This is a genomic window from Mycolicibacterium parafortuitum (assembly GCF_002086815.1).
GTDB classification, from domain to species: domain Bacteria; phylum Actinomycetota; class Actinomycetes; order Mycobacteriales; family Mycobacteriaceae; genus Mycobacterium; species Mycobacterium parafortuitum.
This window is the reverse complement of record NZ_MVID01000003.1, coordinates 280145-294383: the sequence shown is the minus strand read 5'-3', so window position 1 is coordinate 294383 and position 14239 is coordinate 280145. Positions and strand designations below refer to the sequence as shown.

The following is a 14239-nucleotide window of genomic DNA, read 5'->3' as shown; positions in this document are numbered from 1 at the left end:
GTGCGCGCTAATGCCGTCGAACTGAGCGCCGCCTCGGCGTGGTTCCTCGCCGAAAAGCTCGGCGCGGGATCGTATCCGTGGGTGCTGGCGATCACGCCGCCCTACACCGACCACACGCAGCGCACCGCGTTCGGCCGGGAGCAGACCGCCGTGCTGACGAACGCGGGCGTACTGACCGCGGGCGGCACCGTCGATCCCGCAGTGGCGCAGTGGATCCGGCGGGTGTGCCGGGCCGCCCAGTGGTTGGAGCTCCGATTCGTCGGCAGCAGGGGAGCGATGCTGCGCGGCATCATCGCCCGCGACGCGGGCGGCACCGTGGTGGCGTTGCGCAGTGGCGCACTGCTGACGCTGACCGAGATGGATCTCGACCATCCGGAGGCGCTGGTGCCCGTGGTCACGGTGGGTCTGTCCGGCCGCGCCCCGGCACGCTTCCCGGACTTCTCGCTGCCCGCCCGCATCGGTGCGAAGGCCGACGAGCAGATCCGCGGTGGCGCATCGGTGCACAGCCTGCTCGACTATCTCGGGATCCCCGCATCGGCGCGCCCTGTGGTGGTGGCGGCCTTCGAACAGGACCGCACGTATGTCGAGATCGTCGCCGGGCGGCACCGCGACGGCCACCGGGTCAGCACCGACGTCGGCGTGAGCGTCGTCGACACCGCGGTCGGACGGGTCCTGGTCAGCCCCGCCAAAGCGGCTGACGGCGAATGGATTTCCACGTTCAGCCCCGGCGAACCCGCGGCGATCGCCGCCGCGGTCGAGCGCCTGACCGCGACACTTCCCGACGGATCGTGGTTCCCGGGCCACACCCTCACCAGAGACTTCGACGAACGCACGGCCGACAGAAGAGAAGAGAGATGTCCGAGTCCGCTCTGAGCACCACCAACGCCGCGATGCCGATCGTGCGCGTCGCCGTCCTGACCGCGACGGAAGGCGAGGACGGCGACCGCGGCGGTCGCGTCACGGAAGTCGCGCTCCCGGCGCAGCTTCCGCTGCGCGAGATCATCCCGGCGGTCCAGCGCATCGTCGCCCCGTCGGACGAGACCCCGGGCTCCGCGGAACTGCTGAGCCTGGCCCCGATCGGTGGCGCCCCGTACAGCCTGGACGCGACGCTGACCACGGTGGGCGTCGTCGACGGTGACCTGCTCGCCCTGCAACCCGTACCTGCGGGCCCGCCGGCACCGCGCATCGTCGAGGACATCGCCGACGCCGCGATGATCTTCTCCGCGGCACGCGAACGTCCCTGGGGGACAACGCACATCCAGCGCGGCGCGACGCTTGCGGTGATCGGGCTGATCCTGGTCGCCACCGCGCTGGCGGTCGCGCACCGGTTGGTGACCGACTCGATCGTCGGGGTGTTCGCCGTCAGCGGCGTCGCGATCGCCGCCGTGCTCGGCGCGCTGCTCGCGAGGTCGGGATCGCCGCGCGTCGCCACCGCCCTGGCCGCGGCCGCGCTGCCGTCCGTCGCCGCCGCGTTCGCACTGGCCGTACCCGGCGACTTCGGTGCCCCGAGCGTGCTGCTCGGTGCCGCGGGGGTGGCCGCATGGTCGATCATCAGCATCACCGTCGCCGAGCGGGCGATCGCGTTGTTCACCACCGCCGCGGCCGCCGCGCTCGGGGTGCTGCCCGCCGCGGCCGCTGCGACGCTGTGGACGCTGGACCTGACGAGCATCGGCTGCGTGCTGATCCTGGTGGCACTGGTGATCACCGTGCAGGCGGCGCAGTTCTCGGCGATGTGCGCGCGGCTTCCGGTGCCGGTGATCCCCGCCCCGGGTGACCCGACACCGTCGGCGCCGTCGCTGCGGGTGCTCGAAGACCTGCCGCGCCGCATCCGCGCCGCCGACTCACACCAGAGCGGCTTCATCGCCGCGGGCGTGCTGCTGGCCGTGACCGGTTCGGTGCTCGTGCTGTGGCCGGTGCTCACCGGGGACGGCGGCGTATCGCCGTGGGCCTGGTATTTGGTCGCCGCGACGGCGGCCGCGGCGGCACTGCGGGCCCGCGTCTGGGACTCTGCGGCGTGCAAGGCATGGCTGCTCGGTCATTCCGGGCTGCTGACCGTCGTGCTGCTCGGCCTGTTCGCGGCCAACGGCCGCTACACCTCGGCGTGGTGGGCGCTGGGCGCGCTGGCGGTGCTGACCGCGGCGTGGGCCGTCGTCGCGCTGAACCCGCGGATCGGTCAACCGGAGACGTACTCGCTGCCGATGCGCCGCATCGTCGGGTTCGTCGGCTCGGCCCTCGACGCGTCGGTGATCCCGGTGATGGCTTACCTGGTCGGCGTGTTCGCCTGGGTTCTGAACGGCTTCTGAGCGATGGGCTCGTTGATCCGGTCCACCGCCGCGGCGCTGGCGGTGACCTCGGCGGTGCTCGTGATCGGCGGGCCGTCCGCCGGTGCGATCACCCCGCCGGAGGTCGATGCCGACGCGGCACCGCCCAGCTCGTCGGCGGCGGTGGTGCCGATGACGCAACGGAATCCGTGCGTCACCACCGGGGTGTTGCCCGGATCCGATGTCGCCGCGCCGGGCCCGAACCAGCTGTCGCTCGGGCTGGCCGAGGCGCGGCGGCACAGCGACGGCAGGGATCAGCTCGTCGCGGTGATCGGCACCGGCGTCACGCCCGGACCGCGGCTGCCCAACGTCGACCCCGGCGGCGACTACGTCGGCTCCGGTGACGGGCTGACCGACTGCGACGGCCACGGCACGTTCGTGGCCGGTCTGATCGCGGGACAACCCGGTGAGGACGGTTTCTCGGGCGTCGCACCGGCCGCGCGGATCCTCGCGATCCGCCAGAGCTCGCCGCGCTATTCACCGAGCGATCCCGGCGAGGACCCGGCGCTGGCCCGCGCGGCCGCCGAGATCAGGGCGCTGGCGCGCGCGGTCGTGCGCGCCGCCGACGCGGGTGCGCGGGTGATCACCGTGTCGAACCCGGTCTGTGTCCCCGCAGCAGCGCAGATCGACCAGAACGATCTCGGGGCCGCACTGCGCTACGCGGCGGTCGACAAGGACGCCGTGATCGTCGCGGCGGCCGGCGACACCGACGGTCTCTCGGGTTGCCGGTCCAATCCGCTCGGCGACCCCGCGCAACCGTCGGATCCCCGCAACTGGTCCGGGGTCACCGACCTGTCCGTCCCGGCCTGGTGGCAGCAGTACGTGCTGTCGGTCGGTTCGCTCGCGTCCGACGGCCGTGCGTCGTCGTTCACCATGGCCGGGCCCTGGGTCGGCATCGCCGCGCCCGGTGAGGGCGTCGTGTCGGTGGGTAACGACGAGACCGGAGGCCCTGCCAATGCGCTGCCGGGCAACGAGCAGCTTGTCCCGGTCGCCGGCACCGGCTACGCGAGCGCCTATGTGGCGGGCACCGCGGCATTGGTGCGCAGCCGTTTTCCCGAGCTGACGGCCCCGCAGGTGATCGAGCGCCTCACCGCGACCGCCAGCGGAGCGGCCAGGTCCCCGTCGAATCTGGTCGGTGCGGGCACCGTCGATCCGGTGGCCGCATTGACCTGGAATGTGCCCTCGTCCGATGTGGATCCGGCCGCGGTGCGCGAGGTGACCGCACCGCCGGCCGACGAGCCCGCCGAACTGTTGCCGCGCATCGTCGCGTTCACCGGAGCCGGCGCCCTGGCGCTGGCCGTGGTGGTCGTGGTCGCCGTGCGCGCGAAACGAAAGGACTCACAGTCATGATCGTCCGGCTCACGCTGGCCGCGTTGTTCGTCATCCCGGCGGTGATGGCCTACCCGTGGCAGAGCACCGGTGAACGCTGGCTGCTCGGCGCGGCCGTCGCCGCCATCGTTATCCTGTTCGCCTGGTGGCGCGGGCTTTTCGTGACGACGATCATCGCACGCCGGATCGCCCTGCTCACCGGCCGCCGCCGTGGCGCCGATGCCCGTTCCGGCGAGTACGCGACGGTGGTGCTGCGGGTCGACGGCGAGCCGCCGTATGCGCTGCTGGCCGGCTACCTGGACCGCTACGGAATCCGGCTCGACAAGGTCCGGGTCACCACCCGCGCCCTTCCGGACTCCCGGTCCACCTGGGTCAGCCTGACCCTCGGCGCGGCCGACAACATCGCCGCGCTGACCGCACGTTCGGCGCGGATCCCGTTGCACGACACCGCACACCTGGCCGCTCGCCGGCTGGCCGACCATCTCCGCGAACTCGGCCGGCAGGTGTCCTTCGACGAGGCCCCGCCGGTCCCGGTCGGCGACGACGCGAAGGAGACCTGGCGCGGTGTGTCCGACGGACGCGGTCATCTCGCCGCGTACCGCGTCGCGGCAGGCACGCTCGCCGAGACCCTGGACGCGCTGCGGTCCGTCGACGCGGCGGAGGTGTGGACCGCCGTCGAATTCACCGGTACCCGTGCGTATCCCGAGACGGCGGCGGCATGCGCGCTGCGCACCGGTGACCGTCCCGGTGCCAAGGCGCCGATCGCCGGGCTGACCGCGGAGCGTGGTCGGCATCGTGTCGCGCTGATCGCGCTGAGCCCCGCGTCCGACCGGCGACTGAGCGCACAACCGGCGCCGGGGATTCCGCAGGTGCCCGAGCTCAGTCGAACATGAACGGCGCCAGGAAGCGCGTCATCCGGCGAAGGTAATCCGGCTGGCTCACGTGCAGCACGTGGTTGCCCGGGAACCAGTGGAACGCGCAGCGGTCCCAGTGCTTCCACAACAACTCCGCCTGTTCGGGCGGTGCCAGCCGGTCCCCGAGACCGGCGATGATCAGCCGGCGATCCTTGGCCGGGATGGGCCGGTAGTTCAGCGGTGACGAGTACATGGTCGCCGTGTCGACGAGTTCGGTGTCGGTGCGTGCGATCCAGTCCCGCAGCGCGACAACCTTGTTCGCGGGGAACCATTCGTCCACCGTGCGGTCCGGGGTGACGACGGGAACGTTCGGGATGACGGCCTGGATGCGGTCGTCGACGCTGGCGATCAGCGCGGACGTGTAGCCGCCCAGTGACATCCCGGTCAGCGCGATGCGGTCGACGCCGGTGAACTCGAGATAGTCCAGCAGCGAGCGGAAGTCGTGCACAGCCTGGGCCATCGCCTCGGCGAAACCCGCCATGCCGTGGGCGAAGTAGCCGTGGCCGCTGAACGGCGAGTACTTCTCGGCGCGGCGGCCGTGGAACGGCAACGTGTACAGCATCACGTCGTATCCGCTGCGGTAGAACCACGGCAGCGAGAAGAACAGGCCGTTGAACAGGTACGCCGAACCCATGAAACCGTGGATCAGGCACAGGGTCGGCCGGGGCCCGTCGTCGTGGCGCCAGTGCTGGGCGTGCACCACGTTGTTGCGGACGAAGCCGGCGCACTGGTCCCGCAGTGCCGGGTTGACGGCGCGGAAGCTGCTGTCGAAGCGGATGTTGCGGACGTTTCCGTGCGCGACCCATTCGGCGACCGGGTTGGCGGGCCGCGACGACACCCTCGGAAGGTCCTGCGGCGCCGGGAACGACAGCTCCGGATCCTTGGCCGCGGCGAGTTCGGCGTAGAACCGCAGGTGCTCCTGCTCGGTCCGGGATGCCGACTTGTGCAAAGCCTGCGCGAGCGAGGGCACCATCGTCGCGCTCAGCAGCGACGCGATCGACGTGCGCAGCGCCAGGTCCGCGACCGCCGAGGAGTCCACGATCAGGCGCTGGCGTAGCGTCAGGTCGACCCGGCGGGGGAGTCCGCCCGCGCCGGCGTCCTCCCCGGGAACATCGGGGACCGGGATCGGTGGCACGTCAGCGGGCACACTGTTGGGCTCCACGTTTCGCAGCCTAGCGCGGCAGACTGGCCTCATGTGGAACCCGGACGTGTACCTGACCTACGCGGACCACCGGGGCAGGCCGTTCTTCGACCTGCTCGCGCGCGTCGGTGTCCGCGCACCGCGCCGGATCGCCGACCTGGGGTGTGGTCCCGGCAATCTCACCGAGACGCTGGCCCAGCGCTGGCCGGGCGCGGTCGTCGAGGCGCTGGACTCCTCGCCGGAGATGGTCGAGGCCGCGCGAAACCGGGGTCTGGACGCCCGCGTCGGCGACGTCCGGGACTGGGTGCCCGCACCCGACACCGACCTGCTGGTCAGCAATGCGACGCTGCACTGGGTGCCCGAGCATCCTGAACTGCTGGCGCGCTGGGCCGCGCAACTGGCCGCCGGGGCGTGGATCGCGTTCCAGGTGCCGGGTAACTTCGATGCGCCGTCCCATCGGGCGGTCCGGGATCTGGTGACGAGCCCCCGGTGGGCGGACGTGTTGCGCGGCTTCCCGTTCGAGACGTCCGAGGTGGTGCGGTCGGCGGCGGACTACGCCGCGCTGCTGACCGACGCCGGATGCCGCGTCGACGCGTGGGAGACGACGTACGTGCACGAACTGACCGGACCGGACCCGGTGCTCGAGTGGATTCGGGGCACCACGCTGCGGCCGGTGCGCGCCGCGCTGTCGGACGCCGACTGGGCGCGGTTCCGTGAAGAGCTGATTCCCGCACTGGACGCGGCGTACCCAGCCCGCCCGGACGGGATCACCTTCTTCCCGTTCCGGCGGATCTTCGTTGTCGCACAGGTGAAGTGACGCCTCAGCGGCGCTGGTCGAGCAGGTCGATCACCTGGGCGACGAGCGTGTCGATGTCCGCGTCGGTGGTGTCGAGCACCAGGTCGGGATTCTCCGGCGGCTCATACGGCGCGTCGACACCGGTGAGACCCTTGAGTTCGCCGGTGCGGGCCCGCGCGTAAAGGCCCTTCGGATCCCGCTTCTCGCATTCCTCGCGGGGTGTGGCGACGTAGACCTCGATGAACGGGAGTTTCGCCGCGTCGTTCAGCGCCCGGGCGATCTCGCGGTCGGACTTCAGCGGAGACACCAGCGACGCCAGCGCGACGACACCGGCATCGGCGAACAACCGCGTGAGATGGCCGACGCGGCGAATGTTCTCGGCGCGGTCACCGGCCGAGAAACCCAGGTCGTCGGAGAGGCCGTGACGGATGTTGTCGCCGTCGAGCAGATAGGCGACCTGACCCGAATCCACCAGTGCGCGCTCGACGGCCACCGCGACCGTCGACTTACCGGAGGCAGGCAGACCGGTGAACCAGATCGTCGCGCCCTTCTGGCCGGTCGCGCTCTTGCGGTATTCGCGGTCCAGAGAAGAAGGATGCCAACGGATGTCGTTGCGGGTCTGCTCGCCAGGCTTGACCTCGCGAGGCTCGACGATGGTGCCCGCGCCGACGGTGTCGTTGGTGGACTCGTCGATCAGGATGAACGCTCCGCTGTCCCGGTTCTCGGTGTACGGGTCGGCGACGACGATCGAACTGGTACGCAGCGTGACCGAGCCGATGTCGTTGAGCACCAACTCGACCGGGTTGTCGAGTTCGTCGAGCGTCTCGGGATCCAGCCGCGAGTGCAGCGCCTGCACGGTGGCGCGGACGGTCCGGGTGCCCTGCTTGAGCGCGAGCCGGTCACCGGCGCGCAGCGGGGCCTCACGGAACCAGCACACCGTGGCGTCGAGCTCGCGGGCCAGCACGGGCAGCGCGGCGTCGTCGGCGCCGCTGACCAAGACATCGCCGCGGCCGACGTCGATATCGTCGGCCAGTTCGATCGAAACCGACAGCGGCGCAACGGCGGTGCTGCGCTCGTCGTCCAGGGTGTCGACCGCGGTCACCGTCGAGCGGGTACCCGCGGGCAGGCTGACGACGGCGTCCCCGATGCTGAGGGTGCCGCCGGCGAGACGCCCGGTGTAGCAGCGGCGCTGCTGCGCATCCGGCCGCGACACCCACTGCACCGGCAGCCGCAGGCTGCGTGACTCGGCATGCGGCGCAGCCAGTTCGACCGCCTCGAGGTATTCCAGCAAGGTCGGCCCCTGATACCAAGGCGTGTTGCCGGAACGCTGCACGACGTTGTCGCCGAGCTTGGCCGCGACCGGGATGACCGTGATGTCCGCACCGCCGAGCCGGGCGGCCACCTTGTTCAGCTGTGCCTCGACCTCACGGAACCGGTCCTCGTCGAAGTTCACCAGGTCGATCTTGTTCACCGCGGCGACGAAATGCTTGATGCCCAACAGCTTCGCGATCCGGGCGTGCCGATTCGTCTGGCGCAGCACGCCGGCGCGGGCGTCCACCAGCAGAACCGCGACGTGCGCGTTGGACGCGCCGGTGAACATGTTGCGGGTGTAGCGCTCGTGTCCGGGGGTGTCGGTCAGGATGTAGCTGCGGGTCTCGGTGGAGAAGAATCGGTAGGCCACGTCGATCGTGATGCCCTGCTCGCGCTCCGCGCGCAGACCGTCGGACAGCGCCGCGAGATCGGCGACGCCCGCCTCGTCGGTGACCGCCTCCAGATGGTCCAGCGGCAGGCTGTCGGTGTCGTGCAGCAGCCGCCCGATCAGCGTGCTCTTACCGTCGTCGACCGAGCCCGCGGTGGTGATGCGGAGGAGTTGGCGTGCGCTCATCAGAAATACCCCTCGCGCTTTCGGTCCTCCATCGCCGCCGCCGACGTCCGGTCATCGGCGCGGGTCTCCCCGCGCTCGGACACCGTCGCCGCCGAGATCTCGGCGATCACCCCGTCAATCGTCGTGGCCCGGGAGCGCACGGCACCGGTGATCGTCAGATCACCGACGGTGCGGTAGCGCACCCACTCCACGTTCGCGGACTCCCCGTCGCGCGGCAGGGCGTACTCGGACACCGCGAGCAGGATCCCGTCGCGCTCGAACACCTCACGCTCGTGCGCGAAGTAGATCGACGGCAGCTCCAGGTTCTCCAGCGCGATGTAACGCCAGATGTCGAGCTCGGTCCAGTTGCTCAACGGGAACACCCGGACCTGCTCACCCTTGCGGATCCGGCCGTTGTACAGCGACCAGGGTTCGGGCCGCTGCGCCCGCGGATCCCACTGGCCGAACTCGTCGCGAAAGCTCAGGATGCGTTCCTTGGCGCGGGCGCGCTCTTCGTCGCGGCGGGCGCCGCCGAATGCGGCGTCGAACTGACCAGCCTCCAGTGCGTCGAGCAGTGTCCTGGTCTGCTGCCGGTTCCGCGAGGCGCCGGGCCCCGGATCGGGTACCCGGCCCCTGTCGATCGATTCCTGCACCGAAGCGACGATCAGCTTATGGCCCTGCCCCGTCACCCGGCGGTCGCGGAACTCGATGACCTCCCCGAAATTGTGGCCGGTGTCGACGTGCATGACCGGGAACGGCAAGGGGCTGGGCCGAAAAGCCTTCTCCGCCAGCCGAAGCAGCACGATCGAGTCCTTGCCCGCGGAGAACAGCAGCACCGGCCGCTCCAACTCGGCGACGACCTCGCGGATGATGTGGACGGCCTCGGCCTCCAGCAGTCGCAGCTCGTCGACGTGGACGGTGTCGTAGGTGGCGTCACGCACTTCGGTGCTCACGTCGGCAGCCCCTCCCGCTCGGCGTCGGCCCGGTAGCGGTCTACCCATGCGTCGGACCGATGATCGGCCTGGCGCTCCAGCACCGGCGCGGGAGCCAGCCGCGGATCCTGACCGATCTGCTCGAGCACGGATGCGACGACGTCGGTCAGGTTGCGCCACAACACCGGATACGGGACGTCCATCGGTTCGACGTCCTCCTCGGCGAACCAGTTCCGCCAGCCCTCTTCCTGAGCGCGCAGCATCGAGACCACATGGGCGATCGCACCGGCGTGGTACTCGGCGCGGGCGTCGCGCACCGGGTCGGGCCGGCCGCGCCACACCCGGGTCTGCACCGCGCGCCAGAACGAAACCGCCTGCGACACAACGTCAGGACGGTAGACGTGGATCAGCAATGGATCGCTGCCCACGACATCGCGGATCGCCGACAGCAGCCCGGTGCCCGAGCGGTCGGGTAGCCCCTCGGCCCGCTGCAGCAGCAGCGGGGTCTGGTTCCACATCAGCTTGCCGCCCCAGATGCCGTTCGGGGTACGCCCGACGGTGCGGATGTAGTCCCGCCAGATCTCCGGAGGCGCCAGATCGGGCTTGCCCTCGTCAAGCGGGTCGAGCAGCCGCAGGATGGATTCGTCGTCGACGCCCTCGAACCACTGCCTAGGCTGCGGCGACTGGCTGGTGCTCGGCAGGTACTGGAAGAACTCTCCGGGCTCGCCGGCGACGCCGGTGGCCCGCAGGGATTCCACCAGCAACGTGCTGCCGCTTCGCTGGGAAGCGATCACCAGATACGCCGTCGGAGTGGCAGACATGCGCGAGAGCTTAACCGCAAGTTCCCGGGCCGGCACCCCTTGGAATTACGATCAGGGTGAGCAGAACTATTGTGTTCCGCCACGCTCCTCGGTGATGCCGCGGCGAGTGGCTTTCGCTGAGCGACTTGGCAACTCGATTCCGAGGATGCGTCGGTAGGTCTCGGTGTAGCGGTCCGCGATCCGGGTTCCGGCGAACTCCGACGGGATCACGTCGTTGGTCTTCTGACGCCACTCGTCGAGCAGCAGCGACAGCTCCGTGGCGACCTTCTCGGCGGTATCGGAGATGCTGTCGGTCAGCAAATTGTGCGACTCGGTCGGGTCGGCGACGAGGTCGTACAACTCGCGCTCCGGCCTCGGCCCGGCCGCCAGCGGCGCGACGATACGTCCGGGGGCGCTGTCGGCGATGTCCCACGGCAGGTCGAGCACCGGGCGATGGGCATAGTTCTCGATGTAGCTGTACTGCTTGGTCCGCACGGCGCGGATCGGGTCGAACGAATCGTGGTACGTCTTCATCGTGTAGACCGCGTCGCGCACCGCGGCGGTCTCGGCGACCACCAATTGTGTTGCGTGGGAGAGTCCTTCGATGTCAGCGGGGATGTCGACGCCGAGCAGTCCGAGCAGGGTCGGGACCAGGTCGACGCCGCTGAACAGCTCGTCGTAGCGCTTCGGGGCGATGCCGCGGCTCTTCGGCGGGCGGATGATCAGCGCGATTCCGGTGCCCGCGTCGTACAGGGTGGATTTCGCACGGGGCAGCGCAGGCCCATGGTCGGTGGCGAAGACCACCCAGGTGTTCTCGTCGAGGCCGGTGGATTCGAGGGTGTCGAGCAGTTGCCCGACGGCGGCGTCGGCGACGGCGATGGAACCGTAGAAGTCGGCGAGATCCTGCCGGACGTCACCGGTGTCGGGTAGGTAATCCGGGAGCGTGACGGCGTCGGCGTCGGCGGGCTCGTACCGGTCGTGCGGGTAGGGCCGGTGCGTCTCGAAGAATCCGGCGGTCAGGAAGAACGGGGTCTCGGGCGCGTCGGTGAGCCATCGCGTGGTCTGTTCGACGACGTACTCGCAGTAGGAGTTGGACACGTCGAACTCGTCGAAGCCGAGCTTGGCCGGGTACGAGGTCTCGTGCTGCATACCGAAAAGCGCGGTGTACCAGCCATTCTCGGACAGCAGTTGGGGGAGGGTGCGCACACCGGCGTGGTACTCCCAGCCGTGGTGGGCCAACCCGACCAGACCGTTGCTCTGCGGGTAGCGTCCGGTGAACAGTGACCCGCGCGACGGTGAGCACAGCGGTGCGGTGGCATGCGCGGCGGTCAGCAGGATGCCTTCGGAAGCCAGTTGATCCATCCGAGGGCTGTGTACATCGGCGTGGCCGTAGGCCCCGAGATAGCGGCCGAGATCGTGCCAGTGCACGAACAAGACGTTGTCCCGGTGCGGTGTGCTCACAGTGGTCCCTTCTTCCTGACAGGCAACCTATCGCCCGCCGTGCGCTCTGTTCGTCGGAGGTTATCCCCAGATCCGAATTCATCCACAGCTGAGGGATTTCCACTGGTCGCCGCGTCGGGCCGAAACTAGTGTCGTATGTATGTTCGATGAGTTGGTGGAGGCGGCGAACCGGGCCCGGGGCTCGGCGACGATCGGCGGGTGGGCGCGCGTGGAGAACGCCGCGGCGTCGCGCCGGCTGTCGGCCATGGCCGATCTTCTCGCGAGCAAGCTCGGCGACAAGGACAGTGCCGAGCGCGACCAGTGGTGCCTGGACAACTGGGACGCGGTGTCGGCGGAGGTGGCCGCATGGCAACGGGTCTCGATCGGCGCGGCATCGAACGAACTCCTCGACGCGTGGATGCTGCGAGAGCGGTTGCCGCGGGTCGCCGAGGTGTTCGCCTCGGGCGCGGTCAACTATCGCCTGGTCCGATCGGTGGTGAAGCGCACCCGGCTGGTGTCCGATCGCGAGGCGATGGCGAAGATCGACATCGAGATCGCGGCGCAGCTCACGGACTGGGGTCCGCTGGCCAAGGCCAAGCAGGACGTAGCGATCGACTATTGGGTCGATCGCTACGATCCCGCTGCCGTCGTGAACACCGAGGCCGCTGCCCGCTCCCGGCACGTCGACGTGACGCCGGCCGCCGACGGGTCGGGGACGTGCTTCGTGGAGGCGGTCCTGCACGGGCATGACGGCGAGGTGTTGGACCGGCGGCTCGACGAGATCGCCCAGAGTGTGTGCGAGGCGGATCCGCGCACGCTCGATCAGCGGCGCGCGGACGCGATGCGGGCGATGGCCGAGAAGTGGGATCGACTGCCATGCCTGTGCGGTGCCGACGAGTGCGCGGCGAGACCGCGGCCGAAGAGTTCGATCGTCGTGCATGTGATCGCCGAGGAGGCGAGCCTGACCGACCAGACGCCGGTGGCACTGCACGGTGAGCGACCCGCGCCCGCGGGTGAGCGTGAGCCCGGCAAGCCCGGCGCCACGGCGCTGCTCGCACCGCCGCCGGCGACGGGTCCGGCGCTGACGAAGCCTGCGATGATCCTCGGCGGGGGCTTGGTGCCGGGGCCGGTGGTGGCCGCGACGCTCGCGCAGACCGCGACGATCAGGCCGCTGATTCACCCCGGGGAGTCACCGCCGGAGCCGCGGTACGTGCCGTCGGCGAAACTGGCGGACTTTGTGCGATGCCGGGACATGACCTGCCGGTTCCCGGGCTGTGACGTGCCGGCCTACGCCTGCGACCTCGACCATACGATCCCGTATCCGGTGGGTCCGACGCAGGCCTCGAACCTGGCATGTCTGTGTCGAAAACACCACTTGCTCAAGACTTTTTGGGGCTGGCGAGACGTCCAGTCACCGGACGGCACCGTGGTGTGGACGGCGCCGGGCGGGCAGACGTTCACGACCCATCCCGGCAGCCGGATCCTGTTCCCGGCGCTGTGCCGGCCCACCGCGCCGGTCGTGGTCCCGCCGAGCCGGCGGGTGGCGGCGACGGACACGCCGCGAGGGCTGGGGCCGTCGGGACTGGGCATGCCCCGCCGCACGGAAACCCGGGCGCAGGGGCGGGCCCGGCGAATCGCCGAGCAGCGGGCCGAGAACGAGGTCCTGTTGGAGGGTCGCGAGGATGCGGGGCGGCCGGCGAGCTGGTGATCGGGCCTAGGGGTGGTACGGCACGCCGACGGCGCGGAACACGAACTCCGGCGGCACGTCGAACGCGAGCGTGGTGCGGGGGAGTCGGGCCAGCACGTCGCGCGGGATGTCCTCCTTGTAGTGCAGGGACAGCTCACCCGAGCAGCGCGGGTCGACGGCGGAAACGTCGACGTCCATCGTCAGGCCCGTCTCGGACAGTTCGGCCGTGACCGCCCCGCCCTGCGGTGCGTCCCAGCGCTGATCGATGGTGCGGCCCGCGAGCTTGGGCACCGACGACAACGTGCCCAGCACCCGTTCGTTGGTCAGTACGAGTGCGCCGACATAGCTTGCGATGCTGCCCCCGGACCGCAACCCGGGGACGGTGCCGCGGAAACGCCGCGTCACCGCGACGTACTCCGAGAAGAACAGCACCCCCTCGGCTTCCACCTCGGACCGCAAGGCGCTCGGCAGCTTGCCGATGCGGAACAGCTTCCGAAGAAAGACAGCCATGTCCGAACGGTAGCTCAGCCCTGCGGCCCCCCGAGAACGCTGTAGACGAACAGGGGTGACACGTCGAACGCGATGTCGCGTGTCGGCACCTGCCACAACACCTCGGCGGACAGCGTGGTCTGGAACGTCAGCGACAACGCACCCGAGAACAACGGGTCGACGCGCGACAGATCCTCGATCCGCAACACCAGGCCGGACTTGGACAGCGTGCCCGCGACCGCCGCGGGCCCTTGCGCCGTCCACGGCTGATCGACCGCCCGGCCCGCCCTCCACGGCATCGACGACACCGTCGCCAGCACCCGCTCCTGGGTCAGCACCAGGGCACCGCCGTAGCCGCGCACCAACTCGGTCGACCTGTGCCCCGGGACTCGGCCCGCGAACCTCAGCCACACCGAGAGGAATTCGGACCGGTGTAGGACACCTTCGGTGGCGACCTCGGCGAGCATTCCGGCGGGAAGTTTGCCGATATGGAAAATCTTGCGAGTTATTGCTGCCACATGGCGAT

Annotated in this window: 13 protein-coding genes; 6 read left to right on the top strand and 7 right to left on the bottom strand. The window is 70.1% G+C overall.

The features are described from left to right. The 4 genes from BST38_RS06205 to eccE are packed head-to-tail and all read left to right on the top strand — an operon-like array spanning nt 1 to nt 4543. Nucleotides 1-873, top strand: coding sequence for an ESX secretion-associated protein EspG (locus BST38_RS06205; RefSeq protein ID WP_083142370.1), 873 nt, complete (start codon nt 1-3; stop codon nt 871-873). Then, nucleotides 855-2303, top strand: a complete 1449-nt coding sequence (eccD, locus tag BST38_RS06200; RefSeq protein WP_083142369.1) for a type VII secretion integral membrane protein EccD — start codon at nt 855-857, stop codon at nt 2301-2303. The genes BST38_RS06205 and eccD overlap by 19 nt, the downstream gene beginning before the upstream one ends. A 3-nt stretch (nt 2304-2306) precedes the next feature. Beyond that, nucleotides 2307-3671, top strand: a complete 1365-nt coding sequence (gene mycP / locus BST38_RS06195; protein ID WP_083142368.1) for a type VII secretion-associated serine protease mycosin — start codon at nt 2307-2309, stop codon at nt 3669-3671. Continuing rightward, on the top strand, nt 3668-4543 hold the full coding sequence (gene eccE, locus BST38_RS06190) for a type VII secretion protein EccE (protein ID WP_083142367.1): 876 nt from the start codon (nt 3668-3670) through the stop codon (nt 4541-4543). Before mycP ends, eccE begins: the two co-directional genes overlap by 4 nt. Here the strand turns inward: eccE and BST38_RS06185 are convergent. Further along, complete coding sequence (locus BST38_RS06185) at nt 4530-5759, bottom strand: alpha/beta hydrolase family protein (protein ID WP_083142366.1); 1230 nt, start codon at nt 5757-5759, stop codon at nt 4530-4532. The genes eccE and BST38_RS06185 overlap by 14 nt on opposite strands. Here BST38_RS06185 and BST38_RS06180 point away from each other — a divergent pair. Continuing rightward, nucleotides 5758-6522 (top strand): trans-aconitate 2-methyltransferase, encoded by a 765-nt coding sequence (locus BST38_RS06180; protein ID WP_083142365.1) that lies wholly within the window; start codon nt 5758-5760, stop codon nt 6520-6522. The two genes, BST38_RS06185 and BST38_RS06180, sit on opposite strands and share 2 nt — an antisense overlap. Before the next feature lie 4 nt (nt 6523-6526). Here BST38_RS06180 and cysC read toward each other — a convergent pair whose 3' ends face one another. From cysC to BST38_RS06160, 4 genes are all read right to left on the bottom strand, one after another. Further along, on the bottom strand, nt 6527-8386 hold the full coding sequence (gene cysC / locus BST38_RS06175) for a sulfate adenylyltransferase subunit CysN (protein WP_083142364.1): 1860 nt from the start codon (nt 8384-8386) through the stop codon (nt 6527-6529). Further along, entirely contained in the window at nt 8386-9318 is a 933-nt protein-coding gene (gene cysD / locus BST38_RS06170; protein ID WP_181791988.1) for a sulfate adenylyltransferase subunit CysD, read from the bottom strand. Before cysD ends, cysC begins: the two co-directional genes overlap by 1 nt. After that, nucleotides 9315-10118, bottom strand: a complete 804-nt coding sequence (gene stf0, locus BST38_RS06165; protein ID WP_083142363.1) for a trehalose 2-sulfotransferase — start codon at nt 10116-10118, stop codon at nt 9315-9317. The genes cysD and stf0 overlap by 4 nt, the downstream gene beginning before the upstream one ends. A gap of 66 nt (nt 10119-10184) precedes the next feature. After that, nucleotides 10185-11558, bottom strand: a complete 1374-nt coding sequence (locus BST38_RS06160) for a sulfatase family protein (protein WP_083142362.1) — start codon at nt 11556-11558, stop codon at nt 10185-10187. A gap of 139 nt (nt 11559-11697) precedes the next feature. On the opposite strand from BST38_RS06160, the gene BST38_RS06155 reads away from it, so the two are divergent. After that, complete coding sequence (locus BST38_RS06155; protein ID WP_083142361.1) at nt 11698-13245, top strand: HNH endonuclease signature motif containing protein; 1548 nt, start codon at nt 11698-11700, stop codon at nt 13243-13245. 6 nt (nt 13246-13251) lie between these two features. Here the strand turns inward: BST38_RS06155 and BST38_RS06150 are convergent, their stop codons facing one another. Both BST38_RS06150 and BST38_RS06145 read right to left on the bottom strand, forming a co-directional pair. Next, a complete protein-coding gene (locus BST38_RS06150) occupies nt 13252-13734 on the bottom strand; it encodes a hypothetical protein (protein ID WP_083142360.1) in 483 nt (160 codons plus the stop codon). 14 nt (nt 13735-13748) lie between these two features. Beyond that, nucleotides 13749-14231, bottom strand: a complete 483-nt coding sequence (locus tag BST38_RS06145; protein ID WP_083142359.1) for a hypothetical protein — start codon at nt 14229-14231, stop codon at nt 13749-13751. Between the last annotated feature and the right edge of the window lie 8 nt (nt 14232-14239).

Excerpts from the sequence above, each read along its gene's own strand:
- eccE (WP_083142367.1), top strand. The coding sequence starts at position 3,668 with ATGATCGTCCGGCTCACGCTGGCCGCGTTGTTCGTCATCCCGGCGGTG.
- BST38_RS06180 (WP_083142365.1), top strand. The coding sequence starts at position 5,758 with ATGTGGAACCCGGACGTGTACCTGACCTACGCGGACCACCGGGGCAGG.
- BST38_RS06155 (WP_083142361.1), top strand. The coding sequence starts at position 11,698 with ATGTTCGATGAGTTGGTGGAGGCGGCGAACCGGGCCCGGGGCTCGGCG.
- stf0 (WP_083142363.1), bottom strand. The coding sequence starts at position 10,118 with ATGTCTGCCACTCCGACGGCGTATCTGGTGATCGCTTCCCAGCGAAGC.
- eccD (WP_083142369.1), top strand. The coding sequence starts at position 855 with ATGTCCGAGTCCGCTCTGAGCACCACCAACGCCGCGATGCCGATCGTG.
- BST38_RS06150 (WP_083142360.1), bottom strand. The coding sequence starts at position 13,734 with ATGGCTGTCTTTCTTCGGAAGCTGTTCCGCATCGGCAAGCTGCCGAGC.
- mycP (WP_083142368.1), top strand. The coding sequence starts at position 2,307 with ATGGGCTCGTTGATCCGGTCCACCGCCGCGGCGCTGGCGGTGACCTCG.
- BST38_RS06185 (WP_083142366.1), bottom strand. The coding sequence starts at position 5,759 with ATGAGGCCAGTCTGCCGCGCTAGGCTGCGAAACGTGGAGCCCAACAGT.
- cysC (WP_083142364.1), bottom strand. The coding sequence starts at position 8,386 with ATGAGCGCACGCCAACTCCTCCGCATCACCACCGCGGGCTCGGTCGAC.